20 protein-coding genes, 3 tRNA genes and 1 other RNA gene are annotated in these 19,679 nt (G+C 32.7%); 2 read left to right on the forward strand and 22 right to left on the reverse strand.

What is annotated here, in order from left to right:
- Positions 1–50: 50 nt before the first annotated feature.
- The 4 genes from AC0LWJ_RS06355 to AC0LWJ_RS06370 are packed head-to-tail and all read right to left on the reverse strand — an operon-like array spanning position 51 to position 4,838.
- Entirely contained in the window at positions 51–284 is a 234-nt protein-coding gene (locus AC0LWJ_RS06355; RefSeq protein ID WP_284680545.1) for a hypothetical protein, read from the reverse strand.
- A gap of 39 nt (positions 285–323) precedes the next feature.
- Complete coding sequence (locus AC0LWJ_RS06360) at positions 324–1,613, reverse strand: bifunctional folylpolyglutamate synthase/dihydrofolate synthase (protein WP_474237370.1); 1,290 nt, start codon at positions 1,611–1,613, stop codon at positions 324–326.
- Positions 1,614–1,636: 23 nt separating this feature from the next.
- On the reverse strand, positions 1,637–2,173 hold the full coding sequence (locus AC0LWJ_RS06365; protein ID WP_474237371.1) for a GNAT family N-acetyltransferase: 537 nt from the start codon (positions 2,171–2,173) through the stop codon (positions 1,637–1,639).
- Positions 2,174–2,204: 31 nt separating this feature from the next.
- Positions 2,205–4,838 carry a valine--tRNA ligase gene (locus AC0LWJ_RS06370; RefSeq protein WP_474237372.1) on the reverse strand — a complete coding sequence of 878 codons (2,634 nt, stop codon included), beginning with the start codon at positions 4,836–4,838 and terminating at the stop codon, positions 2,205–2,207.
- A 428-nt stretch (positions 4,839–5,266) separates the two neighbouring features.
- Here AC0LWJ_RS06370 and AC0LWJ_RS06375 point away from each other — a divergent pair, with 428 nt between their 5' ends.
- A complete protein-coding gene (locus AC0LWJ_RS06375; protein ID WP_474237373.1) occupies positions 5,267–5,824 on the forward strand; it encodes a biotin transporter BioY in 558 nt (185 codons plus the stop codon).
- Between the two features lie 39 nt (positions 5,825–5,863).
- Here AC0LWJ_RS06375 and AC0LWJ_RS06380 read toward each other — a convergent pair whose 3' ends face one another.
- Both AC0LWJ_RS06380 and AC0LWJ_RS06385 read right to left on the reverse strand, forming a co-directional pair.
- Positions 5,864–6,376: a CDP-alcohol phosphatidyltransferase family protein gene (locus AC0LWJ_RS06380; RefSeq protein WP_474237374.1), complete on the reverse strand. Its 513-nt coding sequence runs from the start codon at positions 6,374–6,376 to the stop codon at positions 5,864–5,866.
- 42 nt (positions 6,377–6,418) lie between these two features.
- The gene (locus AC0LWJ_RS06385) at positions 6,419–6,892 is read right to left on the reverse strand and encodes a GNAT family N-acetyltransferase (protein ID WP_474237375.1); all 474 of its coding nucleotides are present in this window, start codon (positions 6,890–6,892) and stop codon (positions 6,419–6,421) included.
- A 116-nt stretch (positions 6,893–7,008) separates the two neighbouring features.
- Between AC0LWJ_RS06385 and AC0LWJ_RS06390 the strand changes: the two genes are divergently transcribed.
- Positions 7,009–7,230 carry a putative Se/S carrier protein gene (locus AC0LWJ_RS06390; RefSeq protein WP_474237376.1) on the forward strand — a complete coding sequence of 74 codons (222 nt, stop codon included), beginning with the start codon at positions 7,009–7,011 and terminating at the stop codon, positions 7,228–7,230.
- A gap of 48 nt (positions 7,231–7,278) precedes the next feature.
- On the opposite strand, the gene AC0LWJ_RS06395 is transcribed toward AC0LWJ_RS06390, so the two are convergent.
- From AC0LWJ_RS06395 to AC0LWJ_RS06470, 16 genes are all read right to left on the reverse strand, one after another.
- Positions 7,279–7,995, reverse strand: coding sequence for a YIP1 family protein (locus AC0LWJ_RS06395; protein WP_474237377.1), 717 nt, complete (start codon positions 7,993–7,995; stop codon positions 7,279–7,281).
- A 131-nt stretch (positions 7,996–8,126) separates the two neighbouring features.
- A complete protein-coding gene (locus AC0LWJ_RS06400) occupies positions 8,127–8,321 on the reverse strand; it encodes a hypothetical protein (protein WP_474237378.1) in 195 nt (64 codons plus the stop codon).
- Between the two features lie 344 nt (positions 8,322–8,665).
- Positions 8,666–8,741 (reverse strand) — tRNA-Ala (locus AC0LWJ_RS06405).
- 61 nt (positions 8,742–8,802) lie between these two features.
- A tRNA-Val gene (locus tag AC0LWJ_RS06410) sits at positions 8,803–8,879 on the reverse strand.
- 86 nt (positions 8,880–8,965) lie between these two features.
- Positions 8,966–9,922, reverse strand: coding sequence for a type I phosphomannose isomerase catalytic subunit (locus AC0LWJ_RS06415; RefSeq protein WP_474237379.1), 957 nt, complete (start codon positions 9,920–9,922; stop codon positions 8,966–8,968).
- A gap of 18 nt (positions 9,923–9,940) precedes the next feature.
- Complete coding sequence (gene deoD, locus AC0LWJ_RS06420; RefSeq protein ID WP_474237380.1) at positions 9,941–10,642, reverse strand: purine-nucleoside phosphorylase; 702 nt, start codon at positions 10,640–10,642, stop codon at positions 9,941–9,943.
- Between the two features lie 28 nt (positions 10,643–10,670).
- The gene (gene mnmA / locus AC0LWJ_RS06425; protein WP_503031413.1) at positions 10,671–11,771 is read right to left on the reverse strand and encodes a tRNA 2-thiouridine(34) synthase MnmA; all 1,101 of its coding nucleotides are present in this window, start codon (positions 11,769–11,771) and stop codon (positions 10,671–10,673) included.
- 234 nt (positions 11,772–12,005) lie between these two features.
- Positions 12,006–12,436, reverse strand: an RNA gene (gene rnpB / locus AC0LWJ_RS06430) — RNase P RNA component class A.
- 68 nt (positions 12,437–12,504) lie between these two features.
- Positions 12,505–13,620 (reverse strand): Nif3-like dinuclear metal center hexameric protein, encoded by a 1,116-nt coding sequence (locus tag AC0LWJ_RS06435; RefSeq protein ID WP_474237384.1) that lies wholly within the window; start codon positions 13,618–13,620, stop codon positions 12,505–12,507.
- Positions 13,580–14,293: a tRNA (adenine(22)-N(1))-methyltransferase gene (locus AC0LWJ_RS06440; protein ID WP_474237454.1), complete on the reverse strand. Its 714-nt coding sequence runs from the start codon at positions 14,291–14,293 to the stop codon at positions 13,580–13,582. The genes AC0LWJ_RS06435 and AC0LWJ_RS06440 overlap by 41 nt, the downstream gene beginning before the upstream one ends.
- A 55-nt stretch (positions 14,294–14,348) precedes the next feature.
- Positions 14,349–14,424: transfer RNA gene (locus AC0LWJ_RS06445), tRNA-Ile, on the reverse strand.
- Positions 14,425–14,584: 160 nt separating this feature from the next.
- Positions 14,585–15,655, reverse strand: coding sequence for an RNA polymerase sigma factor RpoD (gene rpoD / locus AC0LWJ_RS06450; RefSeq protein WP_474237385.1), 1,071 nt, complete (start codon positions 15,653–15,655; stop codon positions 14,585–14,587).
- Positions 15,656–15,686: 31 nt separating this feature from the next.
- Positions 15,687–17,516, reverse strand: a complete 1,830-nt coding sequence (dnaG, locus tag AC0LWJ_RS06455; RefSeq protein WP_474237386.1) for a DNA primase — start codon at positions 17,514–17,516, stop codon at positions 15,687–15,689.
- Between the two features lie 137 nt (positions 17,517–17,653).
- A complete protein-coding gene (locus AC0LWJ_RS06460; protein ID WP_474237387.1) occupies positions 17,654–18,655 on the reverse strand; it encodes a deoxyguanosinetriphosphate triphosphohydrolase in 1,002 nt (333 codons plus the stop codon).
- A 67-nt stretch (positions 18,656–18,722) separates the two neighbouring features.
- Complete coding sequence (gene secG, locus AC0LWJ_RS06465) at positions 18,723–18,962, reverse strand: preprotein translocase subunit SecG (RefSeq protein ID WP_474237388.1); 240 nt, start codon at positions 18,960–18,962, stop codon at positions 18,723–18,725.
- Positions 18,963–19,154: 192 nt separating this feature from the next.
- Positions 19,155–19,511: a carboxymuconolactone decarboxylase family protein gene (locus AC0LWJ_RS06470; RefSeq protein WP_474237389.1), complete on the reverse strand. Its 357-nt coding sequence runs from the start codon at positions 19,509–19,511 to the stop codon at positions 19,155–19,157.
- Positions 19,512–19,679 lie beyond the last annotated feature (168 nt).

Here is a 19,679-nt window from a genome sequence, read left to right on the forward strand (position 1 = left end):
AAATTAATCTATAATATTTACAATATAAAAATATCAATAAACATCTTATGTCAGACATCTAATATTTTTTCGTATAAGTCCTGTAAATTATATCTCATTTTCCGTTCCTTAGCAATTTTTAACAATCTTATATATTCTTGTCTGGCAAAATCGTACCTAAGTTTTGCAAGTTTTGTTTTAAGATAATCCTCTTCTTCGACATGTTCAAAACATGTTTCTGCTTCCTTCATAAATTTAAGGGCTCTATCAATTTCTTGCAAAAGGTTATTGTTATTATATTCCATATAACCACCTTCTCAGAGTATATAATACAATACAGTATATTAATGAGAAGATGGAAATATTACATTCTTTAAAAAACTCCTTAAATGACCTATCATATAAAGTGAACCACTAAATAGAACCATATCATCACTATCCGCCTTGCTTAAGGCATATCTCGCAGCAGCATCAATATCTTCAAAATGCACCACATCTGCTATTTTAATTCTTTTGGAAAGTTCCTCTGCAGTATATGCCCTATCACTGATTGGCATTGTTGCAATAACAATATCTGCTTCAGGAACAATAAGATTCAGCATATTTTCAGTATCCTTATCTCTAAGCATGCCGACAACTAAAATCAGTTTTTTATACGTAAAAAGCTTTAGGGCGTCTTTTAAAACCCTTACCCCTTGAAGATTATGAGCACCATCTATTACCACTAAAGGTGACCTTGAAATAATCTCTAATCTTCCGGGCCATGTAGTATCTACAAGTCCTTTTCTTATACAATCTTCATCAATATTAATATTGTATTTCTTCAATTTTATTATAGCAAGAACAGCAAGTGAGGCATTATATACCTGATGTTTCCCAATAAGCCTTATCTCAAGATTTTTAAATCCTTTAAAATCGAAAATCTGCTTATAAGACGTCATCTCTTTTATATTTATATCCTCTTTATCCAGTATTATAAGGGTTGCATTTTTATCTTTGCATACATCTTTTATAACATTTAGTGCACCTATGTTTTGAAAACAGCTTACAACAATGCCATTTTGTTTTATAATACCGGCTTTTTCGTATGCTATTTCTTCAATTGTATTTCCTAATCTATCCATATGGTCATAATCTATTGTAGTAATTATTGACAAAAGAGATTTTTCAATAGCATTCGTTGCATCAAACCTTCCGCCTAAACCTACCTCAAGAACAACAAAATCAACCTCTTCATCATAAAAGTATTTGAATGCGATTGCTGTAATAAGTTCAAACTCAGTAGGACAGTCATATCCCTCTTCTATTATTTTATCAATAATAGGTTTTATATATTCTACATAATAAACCAATTTTTCTTTTGGAATATTTTTGCCATTTATTCTAAGCCTTTCTTCAAAACATTCAAGATATGGTGACGTATAAAGTCCAACTTTATATGATGCACATCTTAGAATATGACTTAAAAACGAGCATGTAGAACCCTTGCCGTTTGTTCCTGCTACATGAATTATTTTAAGATTCTTTTCAGGATTTCCCATATGCTTGAGAATCTCACTTATTATATCCAACCCAAGTTTTATCCCAAATTTATTGGTATTGTTAATATAATCCATTGCCTCTTGATAATCCATAATTTCACCTCAACCATTCTTTATCATATAAATAACCCCATTAAGATTTCATCGACATAATCCGACCCTATCTTAAATTGTGCTCTTCTTCTGCCTTCTTCTTTAAATCCATACTTCCTATAAAGATGTATTGCAATTTCATTTGTACTAAAAACACTTAAACATAATTTTTTATAATTCTTTTGTTTCGCCCATTTTATAGCATACTCAAACAGTTTTGAACCAATACCCGAATTTCTAAATTCAGAATTAATGCTTATTCCTATTTCAGCAACATGTTGTACTTTTGATGACCTGCCGCCATAATACCTGAAAAGGGTAAGACAGCCTACTACTTGACCTCCATAATCTGCAATAAGGATTAAATCCTTATTATGGTCCAATCTTCTTATAAGCTGTCTTTCTTCTTCTTCTGTCAAGCTGTATTCATCTGTAACCATATATATTTTTTCTTTACCCACACCATCCATAAGATTTACTATTCCTTTAGCATCTTTTAAATTTACCTCTCTTATCTCAAGTATGGGTTTTTTTTCAACCTTCTTAAAAAATGTAAACATGTCATTACCTCCCAAGAGGCTTAGTGAATAATTATCTTTTTAGATATTGAAGCCTGTCTTTAATATTTTCAAGCATTGCTTTGTATTTTTCTAACTTTTCCTTTTCGGCATTTACAACAGCTTCCGGTGCTTTACTTACAAAGTTTTTATTCTTAAGCATACCCTCAGCTCTATTAATTTCGCTTAATACTTTTATCTTTTCATCGTTAAGCCTTTTTATTTCCACATCAATATCAATAAGGTCTTCAAGAGGCATTAATATCAACGCATCTTTAACTGTGCCACTCACCGCTTTTTGGGGAAGAAACTCCTTATTATGCTCTATCAAAATTTCAGATGCACCTGCCAGTTTTAAAATATAATTTTCACCATCTTTGAATATATCTATCATATCCTCATTTTCTGTTGAAATTATTACCCTTGATTTTTTAGCTGGCGAAACATTTACTTCACTTCTTAAATTCCTTATTATCTTTATAGTCTCCATTAAGATCTGGGTTTTCTTTGCCTCATCTTCAAAATTAAGTTCTTCATTATATTCCGGCCACTTTGATACCATTATGCTTTCACCATTATGTGGTATGTTTTGCCATATCTCTTCTGTTATAAAAGGCATAAAAGGATGCAAAAGCCTTAAAATATCATCAAGTACATATCTTAGGATGGATTTCGTAACCCTTTTTGCCTGAAAATCATCACCGTATAAAACAGGTTTACTTAACTCTATATACCAATCGCAAAACTCACTCCATACAAAATCATAAAGTTTTCCTGCTGCTATACCAAGTTCATATTTATCAAGATTCTCAGTTACTTCTTTGACAACATTATTTAGCCTTGTCAATATCCATTTATCAGCAAGTGTCATGTTTTCTGTATAAAGAACCGTATCATTTTCAGTAAGGTTAAGTAAAACATATCTGGACGCATTCCATAATTTATTAGCAAAATTCCGGCTGGCTTCTACCTTATCATAACTAAACCTCATGTCATTCCCGGGAGCATTTCCTGTTATTAATGTGAATCTCAAGGTATCCGCACCATATTTATCTATAATTTCAAGCGGATCTATGCCATTTCCCAATGATTTGCTCATTTTCCTTCCCTGCTCATCTCTTACAAGACCATGTATCAGTACATGCCTAAAGGGAACCTCATGCATAAATTCAAGACTCATAAATATCATCCTTGCAACCCAGAAAAAAATAATATCATAGCCTGTTACAAGAACATTTGTGGGAAAGAAATATTTTAGATCTTGACTTTCTTCCGGCCATCTCATTGTAGAAAAAGGCCATAATGCAGAACTGAACCATGTATCTAAAACATCCTCGTCCTGATGTATTTGTCTGCTTCCGCAGTTTTCACATTTATAAGGTTCCTCTTTTGACACTGTTATATGTCCACATTCATCGCAATACCATGCGGGTATCCTATGACCCCACCAGAGCTGCCTTGAAATACACCAATCCCTGATATTTTCCAGCCAGTTAATATAGTTTTTCGCAAATCTTTCAGGTATAAACTGAACCTTCTTGTTCTTTACTACTTCAAGAGCCGGCTCAGCCAAAGGCTCCATCTTTACAAACCACTGCTTTGAAAGAAAGGGTTCAACCGTTGTATTACATCTATAACAATGCCCAACATTGTGAACATGTTCCTCAACCTTTACCAATAGCCCCATATCTTTAAGCTTGTTTATAATTTTTCGCCTTGCTTCATATCTATCAAGCCCTTCATAATCACCGCCGTTTGAATTTATTGTTGCATCCTCATTCATTATGTTTATGAATTTAAGGTCGTGTCTTATACCCATTTCAAAATCATTAGGGTCATGTGCCGGTGTCACTTTAACTGCACCCGTTCCAAAAGACATATCCACATAACTGTCCGCTATAACGGGTATTTCCCTTCCTACAATAGGAAGTATCAATGTCTTCCCAATGATGTCTTTATATCTTTCATCGTCAGGATTTACTGCAACAGCTACATCTCCAAGCATTGTTTCGGGTCTGGTTGTTGCTATTACAACATATCTATGTTCATCTTTTACCGGATATCTTATATGCCACATATGTCCAAACTGCTCTTCATGTTCAACTTCTGCATCTGATAAGGCGGTTTTACAACAAGGACACCAATTTATTATTCTGTCGCCCCTATATATAAGCCCTTTTTTATAAAGTGAAACAAATACTTCCTTAACCGCCCTTGAGCATACCTCATCAAGTGTGAATCTTTTCCTGCTCCAGTCACAGGAAGAACCCATTTTTTTAAGTTGATTCAGAATGCGGTTTTCATATTTTTCCTTCCACTCCCATGCCGTTTCTAAAAATTTCTCCCTGCCAATATCTCTTTTTGAAAGCCCATTTTCTTTAAGTTTATCAATAACTTTAACCTCTGTTGCAATACTGGCATGGTCTGAACCGGGTATCCATAATGCGGCATATCCCTGCATTCTTTTCCATCTTATTATAATATCCTGCATCGTATTATCCAATGCATGTCCCATATGAAGCTGACCCGTTATGTTTGGGGGAGGGATAACTATCGTAAAAGGCTTTTTATCAGGATCAATTTTAGGCGTAAAATATCCCTTTTGCATCCATTCATTATAAATTCTATCTTCAAATTCTTTTGGACTATATGTCTTTGCTATATCCATATATGTATCTCCTTCCATTATCATATATCAAAATATAAAAATTTCAACCTAATATGATTACCACTTATACATTAATATCAAAAATAACCTTCTTCCTAAAGGGCGAAGGTTATCCGCTGTACCACCTTGTTTTATCACTTAAGCTGTATCGGGCATACCCGTTTAAACCTACTTAAATTCAGCTTACAGGCTCAGGCACTACCTTCAGCAAATCTTCGGCAGGGAATCTTTTCAGCCTATGAGATGTCCCTCTCTTTTGCCCGATATACTTACTCCTTACCATCACAGCCTTTATTTAATGTTTTATTTATATATTATATATAAAATATAAAATTGTCAACAGCATAATAGTTAACCTATTTTTTTTATAAGTTGACATTTCTAAATTAAAATTATATAATGAATATAAAAAAGGAGGCGTTATCAATATGAAAAATCCGATATTATCCGTAAAAGACATGGTTTTGGCGGCACTATTTGCAACTTTAACATTTATAATGGGGTTCATCAGTATTCCACTTCCATTTTCTCCAGTGCCAATTACCGGACAAACTTTTGCCGTAATGCTGGCAGGTAATCTTTTAAATCCTTTAACGGCTTTTTTTAGCCTTTTTGTATTCGATCTTCTCGGAGCAGTAGGAATCCCCGTATTTGCCGGATTACGAGGAGGTCTGGGTATTTTAATAGGACCAACAGGAGGATATCTCATGGGCTTTCCAATCGCCGCACTTGTTATATCACTCTTGCTGAAAAGAAGAAAGCTGAATTTTATTACACTTATGTCTGTTAATATTATAGGACTAATTATAATATATTTAACAGGGGTATCATACCTCTCAATGATTACCGGTATGAACTTAAATAAAGCCCTTATTGCAGGCGTATATCCTTTTATACCGGGTGATTTAATAAAAATTATTCTTACTTCATTATTTGCATTAAAACTTAAACCTGCAATTTCCAAATATATAACAAGCAGATCATAGATAAGTAAGATATTCTTACTTTTCTATGATGATACTTCCTCAAATACTGTTATAAAACTTGAATTCAATAGCATATATTATAAAAGATAAAAGTGCAAGGATTAAAGCTGCTATCATTAATGTTAGCCCATAAGGCCATCCAAAAATTGAAAAAATTATTGCTATATAAAACAAAACAGTTGTTGCTTTCCCAAATTTATTTGCAGAAATTGCAACGTCACGCTTTTTATATAAGATTATAGCGCCGATAATCATTAATATTTCCTTAATTAAAATAACCAATATTATAAAAAAAGGTATTATACCCTTAAGCCATAAGCAGGACAAAACAGTAAGAATCATTAATTTATCTGCAAGCGGGTCTAATAATATCCCTGTTTTTGTAATTTGATTACAATGCCTTGCTATATATCCATCAATCACATCGGTTATACCCGATATGGTAAATATAATTGCCGCATATACATTACCATTAGGAATATAAAAAAAACTATAAACAAAAAAAGGTATGAGAAAAAATCTCATCAAAGTTATTATATTTGCTGTATTCATTAAAACACCTCTTAAACACCATTCAATTAATATTAGCAAAATTTACCCTGTTTTATCATCTACCCCTACTTCAAACACAAAATCATTTTCATCCTTCCATATATTACTTATGTTTTCAAAATATTCAATAAACCTATTTTCTTTAGTACGCACTTCTATTATCTTGAATTTTGTCTCCGACATGAATTTGCCCTTAAATATTTTGTTCGTTATATCACATACATAATCATCATTGATTTTTTTACTGTTATCAATGTATATATATATTGTACACTTCTTCAGCTGCCAGTCAATATTATATACACCACAAAACCCTATATTGATTTTTTTATCTGTTTGAATGATAAATACCTTTCTGTTTTTACCAAAAGGAATATTCAATACATTGTCATCTCCTCTTGATACTTTAAACATATCTATGAGAAATTTAACAACATCAATATCTTCAAGCCATAAAAGCAATGCGCCTTTATCTTCTTTTTCTATATTTTTCAAATATACTTTATTTCTTTTCATTTTCAACACCACCTTTATATTTTATATATTCTTTATAAATTTCAAAAATCCTTCTTGATAACAAAAATTAATTTTCGACAAAAAATTATGCTATAATCAAAACTGAGGTGAAATAAATGAAAGGCAACTTTATAGCATTCAAAAGTACAAATTATGCTCTTATGGCAGACACACTTTTAAAAAATAAAAAAATTAAATTTAAAACCGTACCCACACCGCGTGTTATTGATTTAAGCTGTGGTATTGCAATAATGTATGAAAAAGAAGATGAAGAAGAGATAAAAAAAGTACTTCGTGAATATAAAATAGAAATTAAAGGTTTTTATAAGATAGAATAGAGGAGCATATGCTCCTCTATAAATTAATAAATATATAACATGTTGTATTTAATAAGGAACAGGCATAGAATGAATATTTCTCATTATCTCATTGATTGCCGGTGCCATTACAACACCCATAAAAATCATCATAAGTATGAGTATTACAATAAGAACTATGAAAGGCAGGAAAAAAGTTAATGCAGCATTGCCATTATTCATTTTATAATTCTCTCTTATGGATATAATATCCAGCACGATAACCCATATCGTAAAAATAAGGTTAAATATCCATACATAATGTACAGTTGTAAACCTAAAAATAAGATTAATAATAACCATAAAAATCGTAGGAAGTGTAGCAAAAGCCAATGCCGAATATAATCCCTTGCCTGTTCCTATGGCTGTTTCATCGTTCTGATTATCTGAATTACTTCCATCCTCAATAAATGTTTTTTCACCATCTTTTATTTGTGCCTTAAAGCCCATAAATTCTGCTATTAAATGATATACAGATGTTGAAACAAAAAGCATTACTGGTCTTAAAAAAATAGAAGAAACAATTGCCATTGTCATAAAAATAGAATAAAATTGGCTGCTGCTAAAAATGTTCATCCCATTTCCATATAAGTCTTTGGGATAAATGATTTTGGCTGTAATCGCAGGTAACAATCCCGTCAAAATAAGTACTAAAATTGATTGCCATATAGGTTTTTTTCTGATTATCTCTCTTATAGTCTTAACAGGTTGAAATAAAATACCATAAAGCCTTTCTAAAAAACTCATAAAATACCTCCTCAATAATAAATTATTACATGAATATTATATTCTACATATGCTTTCTATTTTCCTTCTTTTTTTATAAAACTGATAAAAAAAACAGGATTAATCATCCTGCACCTTAATGAAACTATATCTTAGTTGGTTAAATTTTTAATTTTTTCTAACGGCAATTCAGTAATTTCCATAATTTCATCAATGCTCATATCCATATTTAATAGTTTCTTTGCCGTTTTTAATTTTTCTTTTTCTTCGCCTTTTCTAATCCCTTTCTCAATACACTTTTCAATAAATATCTGATATATTTCCGGGTCTCCATCAATACTTACCATTTTATCCCCTCCGTAAATATTTTCCCAATATCTCTATATTAAAATATAACAACTGATAAAACTTAATACTTTAATTTGGAGAATTTTTAAATCTATAGGCTATCTCTCCTTCATTATTATCATTTTACAACCATGTCATCGTTTAAGATTAGCTTTTTCATCATAAAAATACTCATTAAATATCTTGTCGAATCATGTTTGAGAAAATAATTTACATCGTTAGAACACCTTTTCTTTAATTCCCTCCTTCAACCCCACCTAATCTTTTCGTTATAATTATATCATCTCGCTTAAAAAAACACAAGTTGAAAATTGAAGTGCCATATTAACGCCAATTATTTCATTGGTGGAGATAAGGGGATTCGAACCCCTGACCTCTTACATGCGAAGCAAGCGCTCTCCCAACTGAGCTATATCCCCTTATAAATACATTATATCATAAATTTTTTAAAAAGCATTTATTAGGTAAATTTTTCTTGATTGGTGGGGTTAACAGGACTCGAACCTGTGACCTCTACGATGTCAACGTAGCGCTCTAACCGGCTGAGCTATAACCCCGATAAAATCATTTTATAATACTTCTTCAACAGTGTCAATATATTAATTTTTTATCAATTTGTTAGCTGCAAATATAATCTAATAATTCATATATATGCCCTTATTATTTTGGAATTACCTTCCAAATAAAACTCATCAATTTGCGCTGGCATTAAAATTGTCTCTCCGGCTTTAATATTAATTTCTCCTTCTTTATATTTTAATTTACAGGGATTATCTATAACCGTCAGGGTATTAAAGATATTCTCCTTTACAATTTTAACAAAGGTGTCTATCTTAAAAATATCTATACTGAAATATTTTGTTCTCAATACCTCTGATATCCTGCCGCCATTAATATTTCTAAAATCCGGCACGATCTTGTCTCCTCTTAAATTAAAATCGATCACATCAAGAGCCTTATTTACATGGAGTTGTCGTTTCCTGCCAGATGTGTCTACTCTGTTATAATCATAGACTCTGTAAGTAAGATCTGAATTTTGCTGTATTTCGCATATTAATATCCCATCCCCAATGGCATGAACCATCCCAGATGGTATATAAACAACATCACCGGGATTAACCTCTATCTCATTAAGACATTCTTCAAGCCTCTCATGTTCAAGGAGCTTCTTAAATTGTTCCTTCGTTGTCCCTTTTTTAAGACCACATATAAGCTTTGCCCCCGGCTTTGCATCAATTATGTACCACATTTCGGTTTTTCCGCTATCTCCATTTTCATATTTGTATGCATACTCATCATCCGGATGTACCTGTACAGATAACTTGTCATGAGCATCAATGAGTTTAATAAGAAGCGGAAACCTTTCATAATTATGCTTATCACCATATATCTCCCTATAAAACTTCTTGGTTAATTCATTTATTTTTACACCAGCATATTCCCCATCATCAATTACACTTACTGCTGTTGTATTATCAGAAAGACACCACATTTCACCTATTTTTTTATTTTCCGGGATGTCAAAATTATATCTGCTTTTTAATGTATCTCCACCCCAAATTCTCTCCATAAAAATAGGTTTAAACTTTAATGGCTTCATACCTACTCCTCCCAATATTTATTCAATTAATTCCAATGCTATATTCAACATGTCATTAAATGTTTTTTCTCTCTCCTTAGAAGTTGTAGTATCGCCTGTAACAAGACTATCACTTACGGTTAAGATTGAAAGAGCATCTACATGGTATTTTGCTGCAAGTGTATATAAACCGCTTGTTTCCATCTCAACTGCTAAGACTCCAAACTTTGCCCATAATTTCCAATCATCAGGGTCATCATGATAAAATGTATCAGAAGTCAATATGCCTCCTACTTTTACATTAATACCTTTTTTAACTGCTATATCATAAGCCTTCTTTAGCAAAATAAAACTTGCTGTTGGTGCATAATCCATTCCATTAAACCTTATTTTATTTATGGCAGAATCGGTTGATGATGCCATTGCTATTATAATATCCCTTAATTTTATATCCGGCTGCATTGACCCGCATGTTCCTATCCTAATGAGATTTTTTACTTTATATTCTGCAATAAGTTCATTTGCATATATTGACAATGAGGGAATACCCATACCGGTACCCTGAACAGAAACCCTTTTTCCTTTATATTTTCCTGTAAATCCATACATCCCTCTAACCTTGTTATAACATACAGCATCCTCCAAAAAATTTTCTGCAATATATTTTGCTCTTAAAGGATCGCCTGGAAGCAATACGGTTTCAGCTATATCATTTTGTTTTGCATTTATATGGATACTCAAAGTTATTCCTCCCTCTAAGACAAATTAATCATAAATATTCTTTAATATTCCCCATATCCTTTATAATATCCTCTATAACGCCTCCTCCTAAGCAAACTTCCCCATGATAGAATACAACAAATTGTCCCGGTGTTACCGCCCTTTGTGCCTCATCAAATACAACAGTACACCTATTATTTTCTTTTAAATATACTGTAACACCCTGATCAGGCTGTCTATATCTAAACTTTGCATTGCATCGAAAAGTTTTTTTCATGCCTTTAGTACCTATCCAATTTATATTAAAAGCTGTAAGTCCATATGAATAAAGCGCCGGATTACGAGCACCTTGTGCAACATACAGAATATTGTTTTTAATATCTTTGTCTGCCACAAACCATGGTTCACCCGTACCAACACCACCTATGCCAATCCCTTTTCTTTGCCCAAGGGTATAATACATAAGTCCTTCATGTCTCCCGAGAACCTCCCCTGTTATGCTCTTTATAACTCCGGGCTTTGCAGGTAGGTAATTACTTAAAAATTTTTTGAATTTTCTCTCACCAATAAAGCATATGCCTGTACTATCTTTCTTGTTTGCTGTATTTAAACCGGCTTTTCTTGCTATCTCCCTTACTTCCTCTTTGCACATATGTCCAACCGGAAATATGGTTTTGGACAACTGATGCTGACCAAGCTCACACAAGAAATAGGTTTGATCCTTCTTCGGGTCTCGTCCTTTTAACATGCGATATTCCCCATCTACATACTCAACCCGCGCATAATGTCCGGTCGCTATATAATCTGCACCTATTTTCATTGCAAATTCAAGAAATGCTTTAAATTTAATTTCCTTATTACACATGACATCTGGATTTGGTGTCCTGCCATTTTCATATTCATTTAAAAAATATGTAAAAACCCTGTCCCAATACTCCTGTGTAAAATTTATCGAATAATATGGAATACCTATCTGCCCGGCAACCCGTACCACATCTTCAAAGTCCTCCGCAGCTGTGCAATATCCCGATTCATCTTTCTCATTCCAGTTTTTCATAAATATACCAACAACATCATATCCCTGCTGTTTTAAAAGCAGTGCAGCAACTGATGAATCCACACCGCCTGACATACCAACAACAACCTTCATATTCTTAGGGTCTTTTCCCATTTTATGTTTATCAACCTCTCTTAACCAAAATCAATTCTCATATATATTATAATACAATTAAATGAAATTTAAAATTTTTATATTTTCATATTTATTCTTTTACAATTATATATTTATTAATCACAAAATGAAACAGAAAAAGCCCTTTTTAAAAAGGACTCTTTCTGTTAAACTTATTTAAAAATAACAGAAATTTGAGTTACTTAATTAATATATACGAGCAAGTCTGTAAGCCGAGTTCTGTCTTAGACGGTCATCTATCTACGACGCCAGTTTCCTGACATCTTAAGCGGTTTTACCCGAGGGAACAGCGGGCAGCTGTATAATCCCTCCTATTCTACCTTGCTCCAGATGGGGTTTACAGAGCAGTCCAGTCGCCTGGCTGCTGGTGAGCTCTTACCTCGCCTTTCCACCCTTACCACAACGGAAGTCAGAAATCAGAAGTCAAAAGTCAGATTAGAGCAATAATCAATCATGCATCAATTTTAATTCTGACTTTTCAGATCCGACATCAATCATCCGAATGGCGGTATATCTCTGTTGCACTTTCCTTGGAGTCACCTCCACCGGGTGTTACCCGGCATCCTGCCCTATGGAGCTCGGACTTTCCTCATGCAAATGCATGCGACCATCCGGCTTACTCGTATAATTTATTCAGCAGATATATGTTATCATATATATTACTCATCGTCAAATGGAAGTTAATTGGAAGTTATATAAAAATGAATGGGTCCTTCTGCTCTTCACTTTTTATTACATTTAAATCAAGTTCATGCTTTTGTACCTCATCTATTATGTATTCAGCAATAAAATTAATTGCTATTTTCTCAGTACCAAAATGACCTGCATCAATTACCGAAAGTCCAAGAAGTGAGGCATCGATTGCATCATGATATCCAATATCCCCTGATATCAAAACATCTGCTCCTTTAAATGCCGCCTTAGATATAAGGCTTCCACCACTTCCTCCGCAAATTGCTACCTTATTTATTGTCTTATTTAGTTCGCCTACAACCCTCAAAATTGGTATTTTTAATTTTGATTTAACCTGTTCTGCCAAATCCTTCAGACTTGTCTCCTTTATATATCCAATCTTCCCAAGCCCATATTCATCATAAAAGGTTTCAAGAGGATAAATATCATATGCCACTTCCTCATAGGGATGCACCTTTAACATTGAACTAATAACCCTATTTATAAGTTTCTTGGGTACAATGGTTTCTATCCTAACTTCTTGAATATTTTCAATTTTACCTATTTCACCAATAAATGGATTTGCTCCCTCGAGGGGTTTAAAAGTTCCTGTACCAATCATTTGATAAGTACAATCACTGTAATTACCTATAAAACCTGCGCCTGCGCTACACATAGCATTCTTAACGATATCTTTGTATTCAATAGGAACATATACAACAATTTTTTTATATTCTTCAAAATATGTAACATCAAGGACTTCTTCATTATAAATTCCTAAGGTGTTGCATAAGATGTCATTCATTCCGCTTTTGGTTATATCAAAATTAGTATGTGCCGTATATACCGCTATATCATTTTTTATTAATAAATCTATTATTTTCCCCTGTGAATTATCCGTTCGTATATTTTTTACCGGTTTAAATATAACAGGATGATGTGTGACAATCATATCAACATTTTTTTCTATCGCTTCTCTAATAACATCAAAAGTAATATCAAGTGCAATTAAAACAGTTGAAACATCTTTTTGAGGATTTCCAATTATAAGCCCTACATTATCCCAATCTTCTGCATATTTCCTTGGGGCAAGTTTATCCATCATTCCTGCTATTGTTTGACACTTCAAGCTCATGCAGCAACACCTCATATTTTTTTATTTTATCAACGGTTTTTTTTATTTTCCATTCATTGTTTACACTTTTAAAAACCTTTTCTTTTATTTTTCTCAATTTATTTATTTTATATTTAATAAAATCCTTTAATAAATAATGCCGCTTTTCAAAAAGTTTCTTCCCTACTTCAAAATAAATTTCATCATAAATTTCCTCTTTACCATGTTCTGCAACAATTACTTCATAATATTTATCCTGCTCTTTCACTAGGTCCTCATCAATAATTTTAAATTCATTTTTAAAAAGATATTTCCTTAAATAATCTGATGCCTTCATTGGCTGAAACACAAATCTTTTTACAGTATTTTGTATCTCTTTCCCCTCATCCAAAATCCCGGCAATTGATATACCACCCATTCCTGCAATAATAATGGTATCAACCTCACCTTTTTTAAGTACGGTAATACCTGCACCTAATCTTGGAAATATAGATTCGCTTAGGTTATATCCTTCTATTATTTTAATTGCTTTATTCAATGAACCTATACGATTATCTGATGCTATAATATAATTTGATATGCCTTGTAATTTTAAATAAACAGGTATATAACCATGATCTGTTCCAATATCTGCTACCTTTGAGCCTTGAGGAATCTTATCGATAATCGATAGAAGCCTTTTTGACAATTTCACCATATTGAAAAATAAAAAACATTTGTTATACAAATGTTATGCCTTTCTTTATAGATGGTGGGCCTTCAGGGACTCGAACCCCGGACCAATCGGTTATGAGCCGACCGCTCTTCCAGCTGAGCTAAAGGCCCTCATATACTCCACATTTTAAAATTTAACTCAAATATTCTGGATTCATAATATAGTATATACTTTTTTTTTATCATTGTCAACGACTTTTAAGCATCATTTTTATGTTCTTGCTTCATTACCTGCCCTTTGATTCAAGGACAGGTAATGGCTGAACAATTTTTAATCAAAAAAATCCTTTAATTTCTTGGACCTTGAAGGGTGTCTTAACTTGCGAAGAGCCTTTGCTTCTATTTGTCTTATACGTTCTCTTGTCACATTGAATTCTTTCCCGACTTCCTCTAAGGTTCTTGCTCGTCCATCCTCCAAACCAAATCTCAGCTTTAAAACTTTTTCTTCCCTTGGTGTCAATGAATCAAGCACATCAATTAATTGCTCTTTCAACATTGTAAATGCAGCCGCTTCTGCAGGTGCAGGTGCATCCTCGTCAGGAATAAAATCCCCAAGATGACTGTCTTCTTCTTCTCCAATGGGTGTTTCCAGTGATACTGGTTCCTGTGCAATCTTCATTATCTCTCTTACCTTTTCTACCGTTATATCCATCTCTTCAGCTATTTCTTCAGGCGTCGGTTCACGTCCTAATTCCTGTAATAGTTGTCTTGATACTCTTATAAGTTTATTTATTGTTTCCACCATATGAACCGGTATCCTAATAGTTCTGGCTTGGTCTGCAATAGCTCTTGTTATAGCCTGCCTTATCCACCAGGTAGCATATGTGCTGAATTTATATCCTTTCCTATAATCAAATTTTTCTACAGCCTTCATAAGACCAAGATTACCTTCCTGTATCAAATCAAGGAAAAGCATCCCTCTCCCTACATATCTTTTAGCAATACTCACAACAAGCCTTAAATTCGCTTCTGACAGCCTTTTCTTAGCTTCTTCGTCACCTTGAGCTATCCTTTTTGCAAGTTCTATCTCCTCATCAGGTGTTAAAAGCGGCACCTTCCCTATTTCTTTAAGATACATCCTCACGGGGTCTTCAATGCTGATACCCTCAGGTATTGTTAAATCAAGCTCTATCTCCTCAGGAATAACATCAATCTGCTGTGGTTCTTCGCCAACAATCTCAATACCCAGTTTTTCAAAGGTATCATACACTTTTTCTATTTGATCGGTATTTAGATCACAATCCTCCAGTGAGTTCATTATTTCACTATATGTGAGCATCCCATTTTTTTTGCCCTTATTCATAAGCTCTTTAATTAAATTTTTAGCTTCTTCTTCACTCATGGGTATCCTCCCCCTCTGGGTAACCTTATTATCAGCCATTTTTTAACATCAGCATCTCCTTTTCATATTTCTGCAATTGTAACAGCAATTCTTTTTCTCTCGCTATGTCGCCAATCATATATGTTTTGCTAATTTCTTTCTTTATTTGCGATATTTTTAAATTTAAATTCATTTCTGTAATATTGCTAATACAATCATCAACTAATTTATCACTAATCGTACTTCCCTGTCCCTCGTCATGTCTCTCTGATAGGTGAATATTATAAAGTATTTCAAATATATCTTTAAACTCTTGCATCATTTTTTCGTCCTGCATTAGATAACTTATATCATTAATATTAACTTTATTGCCATTTTCTAATTTCTCCTCTATAAAATTTAAAATGGGTTTTAAGTTATCATCATTTATATCATATAGATTTATTTTTGCTTTTATTTTTTCGTAAATCTTATTGTCAAATAACAACAATGCTATTAAATATTTAACCGAAGAGGATTTTTTCATACTACTGTATTTATTATTATGCCTAATCTTGCCAACTGTATACCTACTTTTTTCATTATTTTTAGAAAACCTATTGACAAATTGCTCGATTTCTGTTCTAACCGTATTTTCCGGTATTTGAGCATCTTTTGATACAATTGAAATATAAACATCACGCTTTACTTGGTCTTTAATTAAGGATAAATCGCTGCTTATTTTTTTTATATATTTAATCTTATCCTCCGGACGGCTTAAATCAATATCTTTTTTATACATTTTAATCTTATATTCCATTAAAGGCTCCGCATTTTGAAGCATCTTTTGAAAAGCTTCAATGCCTTCTTTCCTTACAAATTCATCCGGGTCTTTTCCCTTTGGAACCGTTGATATCGATACATTTAAATTAAGCCCCTCAAGTATATCAAGTCCTCTTAAAGTTGCATTAACACCAGCTTCATCTGCATCATATGAAATCACAACATTTTCCCTGTATTTTTTTATGAGTTTCCCTTGTTCACTTGTCAATGCCGTACCCAGCGATGCAACTGCAAAATCAATTCCACACTGATGAAGGGCAATTGCATCCATATATCCTTCAACAATTACAAATTTATCTTCCTTTGACTTCTTAGCATAATTAATAGCATAAAGAGTTTTGCCCTTTTTAAAAACAGGTGTTTCAGGTGTATTTAAATATTTGGGAAGCGAATTATCCAAAACCCTTCCTCCAAAACCTATTACATTATTCTTTACATCAATTATAGGAAACATTATCCTGTTTTTAAATCTATCATGGTACTTCCCGCTGACACTTTTCAATGATAATCCCGCAGTCAATAAAAACTCCTGAGAAAAACCTTGATTCCTTAAAAATTCTGTCACCTCATCACCGTTAACAGGCGAAAAACCAAGTCCAAACTTCTTAATTGTACTGTCATTAATACCTCTTCCATATAAGTATTCTAACGCCGCATGTCCAATTTTTGAATATAATCTTCTATGAAAATTTAATGCTGCCAATTTATTGGCTTTGAAAATTTCATCTTTCAATTTTTTTGTTTTATATTCATTGCCAGATAAATTATCCTCATTGATTTTTATACCGGCTTTTTCTGCCAAGTACTCAACGGCTTCAATAAAATTCAAATTTTCCATATTCATTACAAAGGTAATAACATTTCCGCTTGCATGGCATCCAAAGCAATGATATAATTGTTTTTCCTGACTTACATTGAAGGAGGGTGTTTTTTCATGATGAAAAGGACAAAGTCCCTTATAATCCTTCCCAGACTTTTTTAATTCTACATATTGCGATATTATATCTATAATATCATTTTCTTCTATTACTTTATCAATAACATCTTTTGAAAAGGACATATACACCACCTTATTAATATATCTTTTCGACAAAATTCTAAGAAATCCTTTTTTTACTTTATGCTTTTCACAAGAATAATATATTCGACAAAAATACTTAAAATCCTTCTAAAAAGTTTAATTATTTTAAAAAATTTTTAATCATCCCATGGAGATGGCAAAAAAATATTCTTATACTTGATTATTGCATATTTATCGGTCATACCTGCAATATAATCAGCAACAGCTCTGTAATTATTATATAATTTTGAGATATTTACAAATTCTTCAGGCATTTTATCTATATTCTCACAAAAATAATTAAATAACTGTTTAACTACATTTTTTGCCTTCGATTCCTCACTTTTAGCTTTTGAACCAATATAAACCCTTTTAAACATAAAATCCCTTAATTTGTAAGTAGCTTGATAAATATCACTGCTCATAGTCACTTCAGGTTTATCTAAACTATTTTCAATTATATCTTTCACCATGGTATTTATCCTTTTTTTATGAGTATCACCAAGTACAAGCATTAAATCTTCCGGCAAATCATCAGAAGTTATTATTTTACCTCTTATTGCATCATCAATATCATGATTAATATATGCTATTTTATCAGCCAATTGTACTATCTTACCTTCCAGTGTGTTAGGATTGCCTGATGTTGAATGATTCAGGATTCCGTCCCTAACTTCCCATGTTAAATTTAAACCCTTACCGCCATTTTCCAAAAGTTCAACTACTCTCAAACTTTGTTCATTATGTCTGAAGCCTTCTGCCAACAGTTCATTCAAAACCTGCTCGCCGGAATGACCGAAAGGCGTATGACCAAGGTCATGCCCTAAGGCTATTGCCTCTGTTAAATCTTCATTTAATCTCAGTGCCCTTGCAATGGTTTGAGAAATCTGTGAAACCTCCAAGGTATGCGTTAACCTTGTTCTATAATGGTCGCCCTCCGGCGAAATAAATACCTGTGTCTTCTGGCTAAGCCTTCTGAATGCTTTGGAATGTATTATTCTGTCCCTATCTCTTTGAAATTCTGTCCTTATATCGCATTTTTGCTCAGGGAATTTCCTTCCCTTTGTTTCTCTGCTTTTTACGGCAAATGAAGAAAGCACTTTATATTCGATATCTTCAGATATTTCCCTGTAATTCATACATATCACCTTAATAAATCAACTCTAAAAAATAAAAACCCAATAGGGTTTTATGCTGCATTTAGAGTTATTTTCCCATCAATAACGCTAATACTAAAGAGGTTATTATAAAAAGCACAGCACTTATTGTCGTAAGTCTCTCTAAAGTACCCTCCATTGTGCGGGCTTTATTTTTCCCAAAAAAAGTTTCTGCACCACCTGATATGACACCTGAAATTCCGGCACTTTTGCCCTCCTGTAACAATATAACAGCCATTAAAAATAAGCTGACTAAAACATGAATTATAAGCACAATTATTTTCAACATATCTTTTTATTCCTCCGCTCTTATTCAGAATAAAATTTCTTTTTAGTCTTGAACATATTATATTACATTATATATTAAATATCAAGTCTTTAATATAACAAAGATTGTCCATTATATGGCATAATATAAAACAAAGCGAGTTTCCCCACTTTGTTTTATGTTAAATATTTATGTTTTAAAAAATTATATTTTTTATTTATTGAATTTAGGTGTAAATGTATTTAATGCATCCATTAGCGATGTTACCAGATATGCAACTGACGGACCTCCGCCAAAAGCAACTCCGACTTCAGCGGCTTCTATTATCTGTTCGGGTGTAGCACCGGCTTCTAATGCTTTATAAACATGCTGAGCAATACAATATTCGCATCTAACATATATGCATACTGCAATTCCTATTAATTCTTTTTCTTTAACTGATAAAGCACCTTCTCTGAATACACTGCCCATCAATCTCATAAAACCATTGTTGAAATTATGATCCTTCTCTGCTAAATTACCGAGTCCCTTTGTTAAATCATTTAATAATTCTTCTGGTTTGTTTGCCATTGAAAACACTCCTTTTTTTATTTTTTTAATAAACCCCCATAGAGTATTTTTTTAAAATATCAGATATATATTCTTTAAAGTTTGCAAAATTTTTTATTAAAAATATTCCTTAAAATCCGTATTCCTATGGGGGGTATGCTTAAATTATACAATACATATTTTGTTCTG

The sequence above is a fragment of the Aceticella sp. 75b-Ac genome (assembly GCF_056032965.2).